Source organism: Ralstonia pickettii, from assembly GCF_000607165.1.
Lineage (GTDB): Bacteria > Pseudomonadota > Gammaproteobacteria > Burkholderiales > Burkholderiaceae > Ralstonia > Ralstonia holmesii.
Window position 1 is genome coordinate 20,260 of sequence record NZ_JFZG01000028.1, and the last position, 17,485, is coordinate 37,744.

Below are 17,485 nucleotides of genomic sequence, written 5' to 3' on the forward strand. Positions count from 1 at the left end.
ACCCAATGACAGCGCCCTTCCGTAACCGGCGGCGGCAGGCATCTGATGCACGCGCCCCGCACAATCCGTCGCGACGTGCCTTTTTGAGTTACGGCGGTGCCGTCGTAGGCGGGGCGCTGGTGAGCGCCTGTGGCGGCAGCTCCGACGACGCCGCAGCACCAGTTGCCACCACGCCCACGGCGCCCGTTCAGGCAGACCCGATCTGGGGCACGAACGGCTTGGCTACCACCATCATCTCGTCGCTGAAAGGCGTGGCACAGAGTGCATTCCCGGCAGTCGATTTCCAGGTCGAGGCGTACGGCGCACAGCCATGCAGCGTTGTCGCACAAACCAGCCCCTACACCGACCCGACCAAGTCGCCCGTCAGTTCAGGCGCGGGCGCAACACAAGCGCCCGGCGCATTCGATTCGCGCCCGGCGTTCCTGGCAGCCATTGCGGCATGCAACGCAGCCGGCGGCGGGCGCGTGGTGGTGCCGTCGGGCACGTGGTATTGCGCCGGGCCGATCGTGCTGCAGAGCAACGTCAACTTTCACCTCAGCGCTAACTGCACGATCTACTTCAGCGCCAATCCGGCGGACTACGCCAAGGATGGCCCCATCGATTGCGGCACCAACGGCAAGCTCTACTACAGCCGCTGGCAGGCCGACGATTGCCTGAATTACGGCTCGCCCATCTACGCACGCAACGCCAGCAACATCGCGCTCACGGGCGAAGGCGCGACCTCGGTGCTCAACGGCCAGGCCATGACGCCATTTGCCGGCACGGGCAACACCAGCACGTGCTGGTGGACCTTCAAGGGCACCAACGGCGCCTATGGCTGCGCCAGCTCAAGCACGCCATCGCAGGCTTACAGCAACCCGAACAACGTCGACTTGCAGACCGCGGTGCCGGGCATTCCGAGCGCGCTGTACACGCTGCTCACCAATCCGGCGACGCCCTGGCAGCAAGACCAGAACTATCTGCCCGCGCTGTCCGAAGCCGGCGTTCCGGTCGAGAAGCGCATCTTCGGGCTCGGCCACTACCTGCGTCCGTGCATGGTGGAGTTCATCGGCTGCACCAACGTGCTGATGGAGAACTACCGTACGGTCAACACGCCGTTCTGGCAGCACCATCCGGTGCACTGCACGAACGTGGTCATCCGTGGCGTAACAGTCGACAGCATCGGCCCCAACAACGACGGCTTCGACCCCGACGCCTGCAGCAATGTGCTGTGCGAAAACGTCACGTTCAACACGGGCGACGACTGCATCGCCATCAAGTCGGGCAAGAACCTCGACACCGGCTACGGCCCGGCGCAAGACCACGTCATCCAGAACTGCACGATGAACAGCGGCCACGGCGGCATCACGCTGGGCAGCGAAATGGGCGGCGGCGTACAGAACATCTATGCGCGCAACCTGGCGATGCTCAATCAGTTCTGGGCAACGAACTCGCTGAACATCGCCATCCGCATCAAGACGAACATGAACCGCGGTGGGTTCGTAAAGAACTTCTATGTCACCAACGTCAGCCTGCCCAATGGCGTGAACCTCACGGGTGCCGGCTACGGCAGCAAGATGCTGGCGGGCAGCCCGATCAACAGCACGGTGCCGCTGGGCGTGGTGACGGCGGCCGCAGCCAACCCGTCAGCTTCGCAAGGCGGCCTGATCACGTTCGACTGCGACTACCAGCCTGCAGCCGATGCCATCCGCACGCGGCCAGCCCTGGTGCAGAACGTGAACATCTCCAACGTAACCGCCGGCAACGTCACCACTGGCAGCCTGACGGGCTCATGCTTCCAGGCCATCGTTGCGCAGGGCCCCGTGGCGTTCGACTACAACGGCGCGCTGCCTGTGCCCACCGTTCCGCCCATCACTGGCGTGACGATCTCGAACTGCAACTTCGGCACGCCCACGGCGGCGGGCCCCGCAAGCGCCACCACGCCTGGGCCGATCTACGCCTACAACGTGCACGACATCACGCTGCAGAACGTCGTGATCGGAGGACAGACCTTCAACACCACCGTGACCGACGTCCGCTGAGCAACCCGCCTCCTTCGCGCTCGGCTGGTTCCGCTGGCCGGCGCCTTTTTATTCCGACCCTGCTGCCCATACATCCATCATGAAACGCCCTACTACAATCGCTCGTTCGTCCCTGCTGTTCGCCGCATTGCTGGCCGCCTTCGCAAGCGGCGCTGCGCAAGCGCGCACCTTCCGTGTAGCCGACGTGCACGGCGACACCTACCCCACCAACATGGCCGTCAAGTTCATGGGGGAAGAAATCAAGAAGGCCACCGACGGCAAGGACTCCGTCAAGGTGTTCGGCAACAGCGCACTCGGCTCGGAGAAAGACACCATCGACCAGGTGCGCATTGGCGCGATCGACATGGTGCGTGCCAACGGCGCGGCATTCAACGAGATCGTTCCCGAATCGGTCATTCCTTCGCTGCCCTTCCTGTTCCGCGACATTGACCACTTCCGCAAGGTGATGTACGGCCCGGTCGGCCAGAAGATCCTCGATTCGTTTGCCGCCAAGGGCTTCGTTGCGCTGACGTTCTACGAGAGCGGCGCACGCTCGATCTACGCCAAGAAGGCCATCCACACCCCGGCCGACATGAAGGGCGTGAAGATCCGCGTGCAGCCGTCGGACCTGATGGTCGACGAGATCAAGGCCATGGGCGGCACGCCCACGCCGATGCCATTCAGCGAGGTCTACACCGGCCTGAAGACGGGCCTGGTGGATGCGGCGGAAAACAACATCCCGTCGTATGAAGAAACCAAGCACTTTGAAGTCGCACAGATCTACTCCGAAACGCAGCATGCGATGACGCCGGAAGTGCTCGTCTTCTCCAAGAAGATCTGGGACACGCTCACGCCGCAGGAGCAAGCCGCAATCCGCAAGGCAGCTGCCGACTCCGTGCCGTACTACGTCAAGCTCTGGACCGCGCGCGAGCAGGCCGCCACGGCAACCGTGACCAAGGGCAACGCCACCATCGTGCCGGCTTCGCAGGTTGACCGCGCCGCCTTCGTCAAGGCCATGCAGCCGATCTGGACAAAGTACGAGACCACGCCGCAGATGAAGGACATCGTCAACGCGATCGTGGCCACCAAGTAAGCCTGCATCACCGCTCAAGCGCGGGGCCTGCGACTTTCCCGCAGGCCCCGCGCCGGGCAGGCTCCCGATGTACGTCGTTGGTACACCGGCCCCGCCTGCCCACCTCCGATACCGCGTTCCCTCCAGGTTCAGCATGCAATCGATGTCTTTACTCAAGCGCATCAACGATGCGTTTGCGCTCGTGCTCACGCTTGTGGCGGCGTCATGCCTGGCCACGCTGACCGTGCTTGTCTTCTACGGCGTGATCATGCGCTACGTCTTCAACAACGCGCCGGATTTTGTTGAACCCATCGCCCTGCTCATGGTGGTGGTCATTGCCATGTTCGGCGCTGCGCTGAAGGTGCGCGAAGGCGGCCATATCGGCCTGGATTCCTTTGTTGAACGCCTGCCCGCGGGCGGCAAGCGCGCCGCGCACGTGCTGCAGAAGCTGTGCCTGATCGCCTTTGCCGTGGTGATCTTCATCGGCTGCTTCGATATGGCCGAAACCACGTTCGGTGACCGTATTCCCATTCTCGGGCTGCCTGAAGCCGTTCGCTATTGGATTCCTATCGTGGCGAGTGTCGCCATCGCCCTGTTCGCTCTCGAACGCCTGGTCGGGCTGTTCGCGCAAGACGCAAGTTAAGTCACCATGGATCTCGCCATTCTCTCCGTCAGTTTTCTGGCGTTTCTTTTGCTGGGCGTACCGGTTTCATTCGCGCTCGGCCTGTCATGCGTGCTGACGTATCTGCACGAAGGCCTGCCGGCGGCCACCGCCATGCAGTCGATGATCTCGGGCATGAACGCGTTCTCGTTCCTGGCCGTGCCGTTCTTCATCCTGTCGGGCGAGCTGATGCTGCACGGCGGCATTGCAGACCGCATCCTGCGCTTCGCACAATCGCTGGTGGGGCACTTCCGCGGTGGCCTGGGCATGGCCAACGTGGTGGCCTGCACGCTGTTCGGCGGCGTCTCGGGCTCGCCCACCGCCGACACGTCCGCCATGGGCGGCGTGGTGATTCCGCTGATGAAACGCGAAGGCTACAGCGCGGCCTACGCCGTGAACGTGACCACGCATGCCTCGCTGGCCGGCGCGCTCATGCCGACCTCCACCAACATGATCATCTACGCCTTTGCGGCGCAAGGCATCGTGGGCTCGCTCAACGGCCAGCAGGTGAGCGGCGTGTCGATTGGCGACCTGCTGTTCTCGGGGCTGCTGCCGGTGCTGTGGGTCATGGGCTTCGTGCTGATCGCCGCCTACTGGCAAGCCAAGCGCTACGGTTTCCCGCGCCGCGCCGATGGCTCGACCGAGCTGCCGCCCTTCCCCGGCTGGTTTGCCGTGGCACGTGCCTTTGTGGGCGCAGTACCAGGCCTGATGGTGATCGCGCTGATCCTGGTGTGCGTGGCCATGGGCATTGCCACCGCCACCGAAGCCGCGGCCATCGCAGTCGCCTATTCGCTGTGCCTGACGGTGCTCGTCTATCGCTCCATGACGTGGACCAAGTTCCGCCGTGCGCTGGCCCACGCCGCCAAGACCACGGGCGTGGTGCTGCTGCTGATTGCCGTGTCGAACATGCTGCGCTTCCAGATGGCCTACCTGGAGATTCCGGACGCCATCGAGCAGATGCTCACGCAGACCAGCGCCGCACCGTGGCTGATGCTGCTCTACATCAACGTCCTGCAGGTGTTCCTGGGCACGTTCGTCGACATGGCCGCGCACATCCTGATCACCACGCCGCTGTTCCTGCCCATGGCCATGCATTGCGGCGTCGGCCCGGTGCAGTTCGGGATCATGCTGCTGCTCAACTGCTCGCTGGGTCTGGTGCATCCGCCCATCGGTTCAGTGCAGTTTGTCGGCTGCGCCATCGGCGAAGTCTCCATTGGCGAGACCACCAAGATCGCCTGGCCTTACTACCTCGCCATCTTCACCGCCATCAACGTGGTGACGTACATGCCGTTCTTCTCGACCTGGCTGCCGAGCGTGATCAACGGGCACCCGGTGTACTGAGCCCCCTCAACGAATAACCAACATGCAGCCACGGCTGCGACATCAAGGAAGGAGTCATCATGAAGAGCCAAGTAGCAATCGCGGCAGCGATCGCGCTCACAGGAGGCATCGCCGGATCAGCGTACGCGCAGAGCAGCGTCACGCTGTACGGCAACATCGACGTGTCGGTCGGGTATCAGAGCAACCAGACCTCGGTCGGGTCCACGTCGAACGGCCACTCGGTCGTCAAGCAGAACAGCGGCATCTGGTCGGGCAGCCGCTTCGGCTTCAAGGGCAACGAAGACCTGGGCGGCGGCAACAGCGCGCAGTTCGTGCTTGAAGAAGGCTTTAACGGCGACACGGGCTCGCAATCGGTCTCGGGGCTGATGTTCAACCGCCAGGCCTTCGTGGGTCTGGCCAACCGCGAGCTGGGCACCGTCACGCTGGGCCGCCAGTACACGGCGTACTTCTCGATCCTGGCCCCGTACAGCCCGATCAACTGGCTGACCGGCTTCTACGGTGCGCACCCGGGCGATATCGACTCGCTCGACACAAACTACCGCGTCAACAACTCCGTGGTCTATACCTCGCCCACGCTGGGCGGCGTGACCTTCAGCGGCTCCTACGGCATGGGCGAAACGCCGGGCAGCGTGGGCAACGGTTCCACCTGGAGCTTTGCCGCGCGCTATGCCAATGGCCCGGTCGGCGTGGGCGCCGGCTTCATGCGCGTGAACAACTCGACGGTGGGCGGCGGTGCCTGGGGCGCGAACTCAGCGCTGTCCAACAACGGCAGCCAGCCGGCCGTGTCCGCCATCAACGCCGGCTACCAACTGGCGGCGGCGCAACAGCGCTTTGCCGTGCTCGGTTCATACACGTTCTCGCCGGCATGGGACGTGTCGGTGTCGTACTCCAACGTGCAGTACATCCCGGGTGTGAACTCCAAGTTCGCCAGCGAGGCGATCTTCAATACCGGCGGTGCCGTCCTGCACTACAAGGCCACCCCGACGCTTGACCTGGCCGCCGGCTATTCGTACACGCGCGCCACCAAGGCCAACGGCATTGCGGACGCGGCGACGTATCACCAGTTCAACCTGTCGCAGTACTACAGCTTCTCCAAGCGCACGGGCCTGTACCTGCTGGAGGCGTATCAGAAAGCAAAGGGTAAGACGATCTCGCCCACGGGGGGCATCATCGATGCCACGGCGTCCATCGGCGATGGCCAGAACGGCGCGCCTTCGGCAACCGGGTCGCAACTTACCGTGGCTGTCGGCATGATTCACCGGTTCTGACCGGTTTGAGCGCCGGTCACGGCGTCCGCCCGGACGCTGTGACCGGGTTCACCTCAGTTCAAGTGCGCGGAGTTTGCCGCTATCATGGTGCCCGCGCTGCCCTTGGTCTCTGACCGCATCGACACCTCAGGCCGCGCCGTTGCGATCCCTTCCACTTCCCCCCGAACTCGTTGCGAGCTGTATGACTTCGCGCCCTTTCCCCTCGCCCCCTGAGGACGAGGCCACCATGACCGCCGCCCGACGCGTGTATCTGAAGCTGCGTGAGCGGATTGTCGAGATGGAACTGCTACCCGGAACGCGCATCGTCGAGAAGGATCTCGCAGAAGAATTCGGCACCAGCCGTACCCCCGTTCATGAGGCCGTCCAGCGGTTGGCCGAGGAAGGGCTGATCGACGTCCAGGCCCGCGTCGGGACGTTCGTGTCGCGCATTCCCCTCAACACGCTGGAAGAAGCCATGCTCGTGCGCGGCGCGCTGGAAGTCGCCATCATCGAGAAGGCTGCCGAGCGCATGACGCCCGAAGGCATCCACAAGCTGAACGTCGTGCTCGAACGGCAGGCGCAATGCGTTCGAGAGAGCAACCGGCGCGGCTTCTTCCGCACCGACGAAGCCTTTCACGCCACGCTGGCCGAGCTGTCGGGCTACCCCGGCGTCTGGCAGATCATCCTGGAAGTCAAAACGCAGATCGACCGCTACCGGCTGCTGACCCTACCGCTGGAGGGCCGCATGACCGAGGTCCTGGCCGAGCACCGCGCGGTGATCGACGCCCTCGCTTCCAACAATCCGAAACGCGCCGTGCGCGCCATGCGGGAGCACCTGGATCACGTGCTGCCCGTGTTGGAAATTACCCGCCGGCTGCGCCCGGAGTACTTCACCATCTAGCGGGTCCGGGCAAGTGGCCGCTTCAGGCTGGGGCGGCCGCTTGATGCACCGTGTCGGAGCACGGCCTTCGCCAGCCCGCACCGCCGTGACTGGCTCCGGCACAAACATCCCCTCCCCTGGGAATGCACATTCCCGAATCGCCCTGTCGCATGCACCAGTCGTTCGGCCCTGGCGCATTGTTAATCCTTGGTTCACATGCGCAGTGGATCATGTCAGATCAACCCGCTTCCCATGCACCGCCCTCCATGCCGAATTGCACTTCAGTGAACCCTTTGCCGATGACCTTGCCTGCTGCCGCATTGGTACTCAGCCTGGCACTCGCGCTGCCAGCGCTGGCACAAACGAACGCCCTGCGCGTGGCCTCCGATGTAAAGGACATCCGCATCAAGCCGTTGAACGTGCTGCCCAAGGCCACCGGCAGCAAGAGCGACCGAGCTGACTGCCCACAGGTCGTCATGAAGCCGGCATCGGCAGCAGCCAAGCAGGTGGCGGCACAAGGCTGGGCGGTCATGGCCGATGTGCCGCTTGGCTCGGCCTCTTCCGGCACGTATCGCGCCATCAGTTTTGCGGGCCGTCTGGAAGCCGGTACCAGCGCAACCTGCAGCATCACGCAAGGCAACGTGGCCGTGTTCGACAACGACAAGCTCGTCGCGCTGGCCTACGGCAAATCCGCCGAAGACACCGCCATCGGCACCCTCACCGCGCTCGAAGGCGGCGCCGTGCGCGTGTGGGACGGCGACATGGTTGCGTCGCCGGTCGGTGACTTGCGTGTCGACGCTGACGGCACGGTGCGCCTGAGCAAAATTGCCGACGAAGATGCCGTCTGCCATGGCCGCGCCAAGGTACCGGCCATCTACGGCATGCCGATCGACAAGGCCCGCAAGGCACTCGCCTCCAGGGGCTGGAAGCCTGTACGAGGCGGCCCCAACGGCGAGCCGCGCCAGAGCGCCCTGGTCAAGCAGGGTCTGGTAGAAACCGAAAACTGTGCAGGCACGGGCCTCGCCTACTGCGACTTCAGCTACACCGGCCCCGCCGGCAAGCTGACCGTGACCACCGCAGGGGAAGACGACCCGCCGCACGTTGTCGACTACGAGGTCAAATGCCGTTGATCGGCAGCGGCGCGCTCTTCAGGCACCTTCCCGTTACATGTTGTTACACTTTCGCTTGCCAGGTCTGTCGACTCCGCCCACCCTTCATTCGACGTGCAAGTAGAGGCGCGAACATCATGCGTCGCCTCCAAACCCATCGAACTCAAGGAGAAACACCATGCGATTCATGATTCTGCGTCTGGCCGACAAAGACACCGAAGCCGCCGTCATGCCGAGCGAAGAACTGCTCACCGCCATGGGCAAGTACATGGAAGACTTGGCCAAGGCAGGCGTGCTGCTGGGCGGCGAAGGGCTGCACCCCAGCTCGCGCGGCGCACGCGTGGAATTCAAGAATGGCAAGCCGACGGTGATCGATGGCCCGTTTGCGGAAGCCAAGGAGCTGATCGCCGGCTACACAATGTTGCAAGTCAAGTCGGAAGAAGAAGCACTGGAGTGGGTCAAGCGCTGGCCCGCACTGGATGCCGGCGGCAATGTGCGCCTGGAAATCCGCCGCGTGTTTGAAGCGGAAGATTTTGGTGCGGAGTTCACACCCGAAGCCCGCGAGCGCGAAGAACGCCTGCGCGCAGAACTGGCGGCCAAGCAGCAATAAACGGCGCCGTCATGGCCGGTTCAACGCCGGATGCGCTCGCCATTCACCGCACCATCGATGCGGTGTGGCGCATCGAATCGGCCAGGATCATTGCCGGGCTTGCACGCCTGCTGCGCGACGTGGGGCTGGCCGAAGAGCTGGCGCAGGATGCGCTGGTCGCGGCGCTGGAGCAATGGCCAGCATCCGGTATCCCCGACAATCCGGCCGCGTGGCTCACGGCCACCGCCAAACACCGCGCCATTGACCGGCTGCGCCATCACACGCTGGCGGAACACAAGCATGCGCTGCTTGCGATCGAGCTGGAGATCGAACAGGAGCTTGCCCAGGCCGACGCCGAAACAGCGCGCGACGAAGCCATCGGCGACGATCTGCTGCGGCTGGTCTTCATTTCCTGCCATCCGGTGCTGCCACACGAAGGCCGCGTGGCGCTCACACTACGACTGCTCGGCGGGCTGACCACGGACGAGATCGCTCGGGCCTTTCTGGTGCCGGAGCCCACGGTGGCGCAGCGCATCGTGCGGGCAAAGAAGACGCTTGCCGCCGCACACGTGCCGTTCGAGCTGCCCGAGCCCGATGCGTTGCCCGAGCGGCTTTCCGCCGTGCTGCAGGTGATCTATCTCGTCTTCAACGAAGGCTATGCCGCCACCGCGGGTGACGACTGGACGCGTCCCACGCTATGTGAAGAGGCGCAGCGCCTGGGCCGCATCCTGGCCGGGCTCATGCCGGGCGAGCCGGAAGTGCATGGTCTGCTTGCGCTGATGGAGCTTCAGGCCTCGCGCCTGCGTGCACGCGTGGGCCCGGGCGGCCGGCCCATCCTGCTGATGGAACAGGACCGCAGCCGTTGGGACTACCTGCTCATCCGGCGTGGCTTTGCAGCGTTGGCACAAGCGCAAGCCTGCGGGCGGGGGCTCGGCCCGTATGGACTGCAGGCGGCAATTGCGGCATGTCATGCAAGCGCACGCACCGCCGAACAAACCGACTGGACGCGCATTGCTGCGCTGTACGACGCGCTGGCGCAGCTCACGCCGTCGCCCATCGTCGAACTGAACCGCGCCGTGGCGGTGGGCATGGCGTATGGCCCGCAGGCGGGGCTCGAGATTGTCGATACGCTGCTGGCCGAGCCGGCGCTGCGCAGCTATCACCTGTTGCCCAGCGTGCGCGCCGATTTTCTAGCGCGCCTCAACCGCCCGGAGGAGGCCCGCGTGGAGTACGAACGCGCAGCAGTGCTTGCACACAATCGGCAAGAACGCGCGCTCTTGCTGGAACGCGCAGCCAAGTGCGGCGCACCGGAGTAACGCCGCGGCACGCCGCTTGCTACGCAGATTGGCTTGTCGATAACGCGACGGCGGCGGAACCTTGATCGCGCCGTGGTCGTCCATCCTGCGTGAACCGTTCTTCGTCTTCCCTTCTCAGCATTCAGGCACTGCGGGGCTTTGCCGCGCTGTATGTGGTGGTGTACCACTCCGGGCTCGCCTTGGCCCATGCCGATATCCCTGCCCTTGCGTGGCTGACCACGCATGTGATCAAGCGCGGGCATGTGGGGGTGGATGTGTTCTTCGTCATCAGCGGCTTCATCATTGCGTGGGTCGCCATTCTTGGCCCGAAAGGACCTGAGCCGGCCAGCGAATTTCTCGTCAAGCGTGCGTTCCGGCTTGCGCCGCCTTACTGGCTGATGTCGGTGCTGCATTCCACGTGGCTCAACCCGGTGTCGGCGGGCGTGCTGCTGACCTCGCTCGCGTTTGTGCCGCAGGCGAATGTGGATGCGCCGTACCTCGGGTATCCGGCACTGTATGTGGGCTGGTCGCTCAACTACGAGGTCTTCTTCTACGCGCTGTGTGCGGTCGGGCTGGCGCTGTTCGGCCGGCGCGCGCTTGGGCTGGTGGCACTGGCGCTATTCACGACCACGATCATCGTGCCGTTCTGGCACAGCGGCGTCGTGCAGCGCAACCCGGAAGCGCTGTACGACTGGGCCACCCCGCTGCAGGCCATGGCAGCCAATCCGCTTGTGCTGGAGTTCCTGCTGGGCGCGGGGCTGGCGTGGCTGTATGCGGCAAATCGGCATCGTCTCACGCCGGCCTACGCGCGGGTGTTGATGGCGATAGGCGTGGCGACGTTCGTGATATCGGTCGTTGGCCCTGTTCCCAAGTTCGATCTGCTCGCCCGGGGGCTGCCCGCAGGCGCATTGTTGATCGGCATGGTGGCGATGGAGCACTGCGGCGAGCTTCGCGTGCCGCGCGTCGCTGTCTGGCTGGGTGAGCTGTCGTACGCGCTCTACCTCGTTCACCCGAGCGTGATTGAAGCCACGCACCGCCTGGTGGGCAGGCTGGCGCCCGAATGGATCGGCACCCAGTTGATGCTGTTTGCCGTCAATCTTGCATTCACGCTGGTGTTGGCCATGCTGCTGCATCGCTATGTGGAGCTACCGTCCATTGCCATGGGCCGCCGCGCCATCGGCTGGATGCGCAACCGTCGGCACGCCTCGCGTACGCGCCTGGGTCAACAGGAATCTTGAGCAGCGACGCCTCTGCGCCGCCTGCGGTGCGTGACGCGATGCCGCTGCCTGCTCTCCTCAAGCTGTCACGCTGAACATCAACGCCTGGATCTTGCCGTCGACCGGGCCCGCGCCGAACTGGGCCGTCAATGCATCGGTACATACCTCGGTGGCGTCGGTCAGTGCATCGGGGCCGAATGCCTCCAGTTCGCCTCGCACCGGCGTGCCCTGGCAGTAGGCGATGGCCACCACGCGTGCCGTATCTGCCCGGCTGCGCGCTGGGACAACGTCGTACATGACCTCTGCGGTAAAACCGCCCGCGCGGGCATCGGCTTGAATAGGCACCGGGTCGTAATGACCATGCGGCGTACGCGCCAGAAACATCGGCGGATTTTCGGGAAAGCGTTTCGCCAGCGCCTTCGTCACCACATTTGCAAAGTCGTTATCTTCAATCCGGCCCCACACGCTCAAGAGCAGCCTGCCGCCTGGTGTCAGCACACGCCGCGCTTCAGCAAAGGCCCTGGGCCGGTCGGGGAAGAACATCGCGCCAAACTGGCAGATCACCACATCGAAAGAGCCATCGGCAAACGGCAGTTGCTGGGCGTCGGCCTGCTGCCATGTCACGGGCCGGTCTGTGCCCACGGCGGCCGCGCGATCGAGCATCGGCGGGTTCAGGTCGGTCGCGACAATCTCGGTGGTCGCAGGCAACGCACGCGCCAGTGCGCGCGTCACGGCTCCGGTACCTGCCGCAACTTCCAGTACGCGCTGCGGCTGACATGCCGCCGCCCGTGCAGCCATGTCCACCGCATAGGGCTCGAAGATCAACGGGACCAGCAGCGTGTCATACAGCTCGGGAATGGAGCCAGAGAAGACCTGATCGGTGCCATGCGCAGCCATCGTTCACCACCTTTGCCCAAGGAAGGGTCGAGCATGAATCGTTATAGCCCGGAACCGCGCAGCGGGCACTCCGCCAAGTCGACTAGAGGACATGCCCGCCAAGGCATGAAGGGCCGTCAAGGCGCGGGATTACACACGTTTTCTGGTGGCCGCCCCTGCCTGACGCGGCATGCGCCCCAACGCCGGCTTGAGCACCGGTGCGTGGTCGCCGAGAAATTCCCACAGCCGATTGGCGACCGGCCCGTGCGGCTGATCCCGCCGTCGCGCAACCGCCAGCTCCTGCACCATGCCAGGAAAATGCCGCCCCGCAATCGATAGCAATGTCCCTTCGCGCAATTCCGCATCGATCAGGAAACGCGGCAGATGCCCCCACGCCATGCCGTGCAGGATCAGCTCTTTCTTCATCAACTGATCGGGCACGGCGCACTGCGGTGCCCCTTCGATGACGTAGTGGGATTGCTCCGGCGGGTTCCGCGCCGAATCATTGATGACGCACTGCATGAAGCGCTGCATCTGCTGTGGCGTCACTGCCGATGTGATGGGGAACGGCAGAAAGCCCGGGGCCACCACCGGCACCATGGCGATCTTGCCCAGGTCGATCCATTCCATGCGCACATCGCCCTTTGGTACGCGGTGGACGATCAGGTCGGTGTCGTCGTCCAGCAAGCGTTCCCACGGCCCGGTGACGGCTTCAAACTGCAATTGCAGGCGCGTCTGCGGGCACTGGCCGAAGAACTGGCTGAGCAGTGCCAGGACGGGCTGCAGCGGGCACAGGTCACCCAGCACCACGCGCAATTCGGCTTCCTCGCCCATCGCCAGCTGCTTTGCGTGGGTTCGCAGTTCATCGCTCTCACGCAGCACGGACTGCACCTTGCGATGAAACGATCGCCCCGCTTCCGTCAAGCGCACGCGATAGCCGCTGCGGTCCAGCAGGCTCAAGCCCAGTTGCCCCTCCAGCTTGGCGACCGCCGCAAACACGGAAGGGTGCGAGCGGTGCAGCCGATCGGCGGCCGCCTGAAAGCTGCCGCCGGCGACCACCGCGTCGAAGCACTGCAGCTCGTGAAGCGTGAAGTTCTGCATTGTCGGCAAAACCTACAAAGGTTGTCAGAACTTCATAGTATCCACGAACCACCTCGGCTTCTAGGATGACGACATCCAATCGTTTCAACCGTCTTTCTCAGGAGCCCATCATGACCACCCGCAACGACCTTTCCTTCATCACCACCGGTGACGGCACGCGCATCGCCTATCGCTTCGACGGCGCGGCGGACAAGCCCGTCCTGCTGCTGTCAAACTCCATCGGCACCGACCTCCATATGTGGGACGTGACCGTGCCACGCCTTGCTGAGCACTTTCATGTGCTGCGCTACGACGCGCGCGGCCATGGCGCTTCGGATGCCCCCGCCGGTGCCTACTCGATGGATCGGCTTGGGCGTGACGTCGTGGAGCTGCTCGATGCGCTGGGCATCCAGCGCGTGCACATGCTGGGGCTGTCGCTGGGCGGCATCGTGGCGCAGTGGCTGGCGATTCATGTGCCGGAGCGCATCGATCGGCTGATCCTATCCAACACCGCCGCGCACATCGGACCGACGCAGTATTTCGACCAGGCCATTGCAGAGCTTCAGCAGGCGCCCGACATGCAGGCAACGGCCGAAACGTTCCTGCGCAACTGGTTTCCGGCACGCATGCTGGAGGCACGCGACCCGGCCGTTGAACCATTCCGCCGCACGCTGCTGGCGACGCCGCGCGAGGGCATCATCGGCGGGTGGACAGCGGTGCGCGATGCCGACCTGCGCCGCACGATCACGCTGATCACGCATCCGACGCTCGTCATTGCCGGCCAGCACGACACCGTGACGTCCGCCTGCCACGGCGAGGAAATTGCCGCCGCCATTCCGGGGGCGCAACTGCACATGCTGGACACCGTGCATCTTGCCAACGTGGAGCAGCCGGATGCATTCATGAACGCTGTGCTGGATTTCCTGGCCGTGCGCGAAACGGCTTGATGCGTGGACGATGCATCGACACGGCATCGACACGCGGCAACCCAGCCGGTTAACATGGCGGCCATCCAACCGATGTGCCGCCAGCCATGTCCCGCGTCAAGAACGAAGACGAATTCGAACTGCGCCGCGAAAGCGTGCTCGACACCGCCGCCGAGGCCTTTGCGGCCGACAGCTATCCGAGCGTGTCGATGAACCAGCTTGCCGCTGCGTGCGGCGGCTCCAAATCGCGCCTGTATCACTACTACGAAGGCAAGGAAGCCATCCTGTTCGACCTGCTGGACCGCTACACGCGCCGGCTGGCCGATCTGGTTGAACGCGCCGAGAGCGACGCGCGGCACGCCAAGCTTTCGGCGCGCGCCACGCTGCATCTGCTGGTCCGTACGTTCCTGGCCGAATACGCTACGTCGCGCACCCGGCATGTTGCTTTGCTCAATGACGTGAAATACCTGGCGCCGGAGCAGCGCGACATCGTGCTCGCGCGCGAGCGGGACGTAGTGGCGGCCGTGGGCCGGCAACTTGGCGCGGCCTACCCAGACAAAGTGGATGAAGCCAACCGCACGCCCATCACGATGATGCTGTTCGGCATGATGAACTGGACGTTCACCTGGCTCAAACCTGACGGGCCACTCTCGTACGAGGGCTATGCGGAAATGGTGATCGACATGCTGGAAAACGGGCTGAGCGACCCAGGCGGCAGAAAAGGCTGACGTTCACCGCTCGTCATAGCTGACCACCACGCGCTGCGTGAGCGGGCGCGCCTGGCAGGTCAGCACAAACCCCTGCTGGATTTCCCAGTCTTCCAGTGTGAAGTTCTTGTCCATCTCCACACGGCCTTCCAGCACCTTGGCACGGCACGTACAGCACACACCGCCCTTGCACGCATAGGGCAGATCGAGCCCCGCGTTCAACGCACTGTCGAGCACCTTGGCATCCCCCGCCATGGGCACTTCGTGCGATTTGCCGTCGAGCACCACAGTCAGCGCGACATCGCCAGCCATGGCGGCGTGTTTGCGCGGCCTGGCCGCCGCCGACGCATCGCCCACCGGCACGCCAAAGCGCTCGGCATGCACGCGCTCGCGCGGCACCCCGCGCTCAAGCAGCGCCGCTTCCACCGCGTCGATCATCGTCGACGGACCACAGATGAAGGCGGCATCAATATCCTCGGGCGGGATCAGCGTGTCCAGAAAAGCGCGCGCCTTCGCACCGTCCAGCCGCCCGTTGAACAGCGCGATCTCTTGCGCCTGCCGCGACAACACGTGATACAGCGCGAAGCGATCGAGGTAGCGGTCTTTCAAATCTTCGAGCGCTTCGCCAAAAATGATGCTGTCGACGCTGCGGTTGCCGTAGACCAGCGTGAAGCGGCTCTGCGGCTCGGCCGCCAGCGTCGTCTTGATCAGCGACAGGATGGGCGTGATGCCGCTGCCAGCCGCAAAGGCCACATAGTGACGCGCGCTTTCGGCTGCCAGCGGTACGTAGAAGCGGCCGTCAGGCGGCAACACATCGAGCGTCTGGCCCACGCGGATACGGTCGTGCAGGTGATTGGAGAAGACCCCCGCATCGACACGCTTGACCGCCACACGCAACTCGCCGTGCGCGTCGTAGTCCTGCACGGCGCAGCAGATGGAATACGAGCGCCGCAGTTCTTCGTGTCCGGGCAGTTGGCCGGGCGGCACGCGCAGCGTCAGAAACTGGCCTTGCGTAAAGCGGTATGCGTTACGCAGATCGTTCGGCACGTCAAAGCGCACCGAAATCGTATCGGCCGTCTCGCCGCGCACTTCGGCAACACGCAAGGGGTGGAATTGCGGAGTCATGGCGGTCGGGCTCGGTGGGGCTTAGTAGGGCTTAGTAGGGCTTAGTAGGGCTTAGTAAGGCTTGAAATAGTCGAACGGCTCGCGACAGGCGCGGCAGCGGTAGAGCGCCTTGCAAGCTGTCGAACCGAAGGCGGAGATGAGCACCGTATCGTGCGATCCGCATTGCGGGCAGGCGATATGCTCGGCCTGCATTGGGCGCGTGAGACGAATCGGGCGGGTGCCATCTACTTCGGCCACATGTGCCGGCGGTGCAATACCAAAGGCGCGCAGCTTGCGGCGCCCTTCGGCAGTGATCCAATCCGTTGTCCATGCCGGCGACAGCACCGAACGCACGCGATACGCACCCACGTCTGCCGCCTGCAACGCGCGGCTCACATCATCGGCAATCTGCTCCATGGCCGGGCAACCGGAATACGTGGGCGTGATCGTTGCCACCAGTGTGCCGGCTTCGTCGAGCTGCACATCGCGCAGGATGCCAAGCTCGGCGAGCGTGACCACGGGAATCTCCGGATCGGTCACGGCGTCCAGCGCGATACGGGCGCGGTCCAACCGCTCGCTTACCACGATGCCCCCGGATACTGGCGCGCCAGTCCCTGCATCTCGGCCAGCAGATAACCCATATGCTCGGAATGCACGCCGTGCTTGCCGGTGCTGACATACGGACCAGCCTCTGGCCAACGCAGCGTGGCCTCGTCCAATGCGTCGCGCACCGTGGCTTCCCATGCGCCGCGCAGGTCTGCCGGATGCACGCCGATACCGGCCTCGGCCGCGGCAGTTTCAACGTCATCCGCAGCGAAGTATTCGTTGGTGTAAGGCATCAGCCAATCGAGCGCGGCTTGGGCCCGCGCATGCGATTCGTCGGTGCCATCACCGAAGCGCACGAGCCAGTCGCGCGTATGGGCGAGGTGGTAACGCATCTCCTTCACCGATTTGGCGGCAATGGCGGCCAGTTCGGTATCGGTCGAACGCGTCAGCGCCTCCCACAGCGGCACCATCAATGCGGCGTACAGGAAGTGGCGGACGATGGTGACGGCGTAGTCGCGCGCGGTTGCGGAGGTCGCCACCATTGGCCCCGCATGCGGCAGCTCGAGCAGCGTGTAATTGCGGAAAGCAGGCTCCGCACGCCAGTAGGCGTAGTCATCCTCGGTGCGAGGCGTACCGGTGAGCGAGCCTTCAATCTGCCCCGCGTGCGTGTAGAGCAACCGCGCCTGCCCGATCAGGTCAAGACTCAGGTTGGACAGCGCGATGTCTTCTTCCAGCACCGGGCCATGGCCAGTCCATTCCGCGTTGCGCTGGCCGAGGATGAGCGCGTTGTCGGCCAGACGAAGGATGTATTGCAGATGCGCGTCGGAAGTCATCA

At 64.4% G+C, this 17,485-nt stretch carries 17 protein-coding genes; 12 read left to right on the plus strand and 5 right to left on the minus strand.

Annotated elements, in window-relative coordinates:
- Positions 1 to 5 precede the first annotated feature (5 nt).
- From BG83_RS0124885 to BG83_RS0124930, 10 genes are all read left to right on the plus strand, one after another.
- Positions 6 to 2,021 (plus strand): glycoside hydrolase family 28 protein, encoded by a 2,016-nt coding sequence (locus BG83_RS0124885; protein ID WP_024979301.1) that lies wholly within the window; start codon positions 6 to 8, stop codon positions 2,019 to 2,021.
- Positions 2,022 to 2,100: 79 nt separating this feature from the next.
- Positions 2,101 to 3,093: a TRAP transporter substrate-binding protein gene (locus tag BG83_RS0124890; RefSeq protein WP_024979302.1), complete on the plus strand. Its 993-nt coding sequence runs from the start codon at positions 2,101 to 2,103 to the stop codon at positions 3,091 to 3,093.
- A 133-nt stretch (positions 3,094 to 3,226) separates the two neighbouring features.
- Positions 3,227 to 3,715, plus strand: coding sequence for a TRAP transporter small permease (locus BG83_RS0124895; RefSeq protein ID WP_037032478.1), 489 nt, complete (start codon positions 3,227 to 3,229; stop codon positions 3,713 to 3,715).
- A 6-nt stretch (positions 3,716 to 3,721) separates the two neighbouring features.
- Positions 3,722 to 5,074 carry a TRAP transporter large permease gene (locus tag BG83_RS0124900; protein ID WP_024979304.1) on the plus strand — a complete coding sequence of 451 codons (1,353 nt, stop codon included), beginning with the start codon at positions 3,722 to 3,724 and terminating at the stop codon, positions 5,072 to 5,074.
- 59 nt (positions 5,075 to 5,133) lie between these two features.
- Positions 5,134 to 6,342: a porin gene (locus BG83_RS0124905; RefSeq protein WP_024979305.1), complete on the plus strand. Its 1,209-nt coding sequence runs from the start codon at positions 5,134 to 5,136 to the stop codon at positions 6,340 to 6,342.
- 226 nt (positions 6,343 to 6,568) lie between these two features.
- Entirely contained in the window at positions 6,569 to 7,222 is a 654-nt protein-coding gene (locus BG83_RS0124910; protein ID WP_024979306.1) for a GntR family transcriptional regulator, read from the plus strand.
- A 278-nt stretch (positions 7,223 to 7,500) separates the two neighbouring features.
- Entirely contained in the window at positions 7,501 to 8,331 is an 831-nt protein-coding gene (locus BG83_RS0124915; RefSeq protein WP_024979307.1) for a hypothetical protein, read from the plus strand.
- Between the two features lie 157 nt (positions 8,332 to 8,488).
- Positions 8,489 to 8,920 carry a YciI family protein gene (locus tag BG83_RS0124920; RefSeq protein WP_024979308.1) on the plus strand — a complete coding sequence of 144 codons (432 nt, stop codon included), beginning with the start codon at positions 8,489 to 8,491 and terminating at the stop codon, positions 8,918 to 8,920.
- 11 nt (positions 8,921 to 8,931) lie between these two features.
- Positions 8,932 to 10,215, plus strand: coding sequence for an RNA polymerase sigma factor (locus BG83_RS0124925; protein ID WP_024979309.1), 1,284 nt, complete (start codon positions 8,932 to 8,934; stop codon positions 10,213 to 10,215).
- 89 nt (positions 10,216 to 10,304) lie between these two features.
- Complete coding sequence (locus BG83_RS0124930) at positions 10,305 to 11,432, plus strand: acyltransferase family protein (protein WP_024979310.1); 1,128 nt, start codon at positions 10,305 to 10,307, stop codon at positions 11,430 to 11,432.
- Positions 11,433 to 11,489: 57 nt separating this feature from the next.
- Here BG83_RS0124930 and BG83_RS0124935 read toward each other — a convergent pair whose 3' ends face one another.
- Positions 11,490 to 12,308, minus strand: coding sequence for a class I SAM-dependent methyltransferase (locus BG83_RS0124935; protein ID WP_024979311.1), 819 nt, complete (start codon positions 12,306 to 12,308; stop codon positions 11,490 to 11,492).
- 129 nt (positions 12,309 to 12,437) lie between these two features.
- Positions 12,438 to 13,388: a LysR family transcriptional regulator gene (locus BG83_RS0124940; RefSeq protein ID WP_024979312.1), complete on the minus strand. Its 951-nt coding sequence runs from the start codon at positions 13,386 to 13,388 to the stop codon at positions 12,438 to 12,440.
- Positions 13,389 to 13,498: 110 nt separating this feature from the next.
- Between BG83_RS0124940 and pcaD the strand changes: the two genes are divergently transcribed.
- Together pcaD and BG83_RS0124950 are read left to right on the plus strand one after the other, a co-directional pair.
- Positions 13,499 to 14,314, plus strand: a complete 816-nt coding sequence (gene pcaD / locus BG83_RS0124945; RefSeq protein ID WP_024979313.1) for a 3-oxoadipate enol-lactonase — start codon at positions 13,499 to 13,501, stop codon at positions 14,312 to 14,314.
- A gap of 86 nt (positions 14,315 to 14,400) precedes the next feature.
- On the plus strand, positions 14,401 to 15,021 hold the full coding sequence (locus tag BG83_RS0124950; RefSeq protein WP_024979314.1) for a TetR/AcrR family transcriptional regulator: 621 nt from the start codon (positions 14,401 to 14,403) through the stop codon (positions 15,019 to 15,021).
- 3 nt (positions 15,022 to 15,024) lie between these two features.
- Here BG83_RS0124950 and paaE read toward each other — a convergent pair whose 3' ends face one another.
- The 3 genes from paaE to paaC are packed head-to-tail and all read right to left on the minus strand — an operon-like array spanning position 15,025 to position 17,483.
- On the minus strand, positions 15,025 to 16,125 hold the full coding sequence (paaE, locus tag BG83_RS0124955; protein ID WP_024979315.1) for a 1,2-phenylacetyl-CoA epoxidase subunit PaaE: 1,101 nt from the start codon (positions 16,123 to 16,125) through the stop codon (positions 15,025 to 15,027).
- 51 nt (positions 16,126 to 16,176) lie between these two features.
- A complete protein-coding gene (gene paaD, locus BG83_RS0124960; RefSeq protein WP_200869071.1) occupies positions 16,177 to 16,689 on the minus strand; it encodes a 1,2-phenylacetyl-CoA epoxidase subunit PaaD in 513 nt (170 codons plus the stop codon).
- A complete protein-coding gene (gene paaC, locus BG83_RS0124965) occupies positions 16,683 to 17,483 on the minus strand; it encodes a 1,2-phenylacetyl-CoA epoxidase subunit PaaC (RefSeq protein ID WP_024979317.1) in 801 nt (266 codons plus the stop codon). The genes paaD and paaC overlap by 7 nt, the downstream gene beginning before the upstream one ends.
- Between the last annotated feature and the right edge of the window lie 2 nt (positions 17,484 to 17,485).

Coding starts and splice junctions, on each gene's coding strand:
- BG83_RS0124885 (WP_024979301.1), top strand. CDS start 6: ATGACAGCGCCCTTCCGTAACCGGCGGCGGCAGGCATCTGATGCACGC.
- BG83_RS0124890 (WP_024979302.1), top strand. CDS start 2,101: ATGAAACGCCCTACTACAATCGCTCGTTCGTCCCTGCTGTTCGCCGCA.
- BG83_RS0124895 (WP_037032478.1), top strand. CDS start 3,227: ATGCAATCGATGTCTTTACTCAAGCGCATCAACGATGCGTTTGCGCTC.
- BG83_RS0124900 (WP_024979304.1), top strand. CDS start 3,722: ATGGATCTCGCCATTCTCTCCGTCAGTTTTCTGGCGTTTCTTTTGCTG.
- BG83_RS0124905 (WP_024979305.1), top strand. CDS start 5,134: ATGAAGAGCCAAGTAGCAATCGCGGCAGCGATCGCGCTCACAGGAGGC.
- BG83_RS0124910 (WP_024979306.1), top strand. CDS start 6,569: ATGACCGCCGCCCGACGCGTGTATCTGAAGCTGCGTGAGCGGATTGTC.
- BG83_RS0124915 (WP_024979307.1), top strand. CDS start 7,501: ATGACCTTGCCTGCTGCCGCATTGGTACTCAGCCTGGCACTCGCGCTG.
- BG83_RS0124920 (WP_024979308.1), top strand. CDS start 8,489: ATGCGATTCATGATTCTGCGTCTGGCCGACAAAGACACCGAAGCCGCC.
- BG83_RS0124925 (WP_024979309.1), top strand. CDS start 8,932: ATGGCCGGTTCAACGCCGGATGCGCTCGCCATTCACCGCACCATCGAT.
- BG83_RS0124935 (WP_024979311.1), bottom strand. CDS start 12,308: ATGGCTGCGCATGGCACCGATCAGGTCTTCTCTGGCTCCATTCCCGAG.
- BG83_RS0124940 (WP_024979312.1), bottom strand. CDS start 13,388: ATGCAGAACTTCACGCTTCACGAGCTGCAGTGCTTCGACGCGGTGGTC.
- pcaD (WP_024979313.1), top strand. CDS start 13,499: ATGACCACCCGCAACGACCTTTCCTTCATCACCACCGGTGACGGCACG.
- BG83_RS0124950 (WP_024979314.1), top strand. CDS start 14,401: ATGTCCCGCGTCAAGAACGAAGACGAATTCGAACTGCGCCGCGAAAGC.
- paaE (WP_024979315.1), bottom strand. CDS start 16,125: ATGACTCCGCAATTCCACCCCTTGCGTGTTGCCGAAGTGCGCGGCGAG.
- paaC (WP_024979317.1), bottom strand. CDS start 17,483: ATGACTTCCGACGCGCATCTGCAATACATCCTTCGTCTGGCCGACAAC.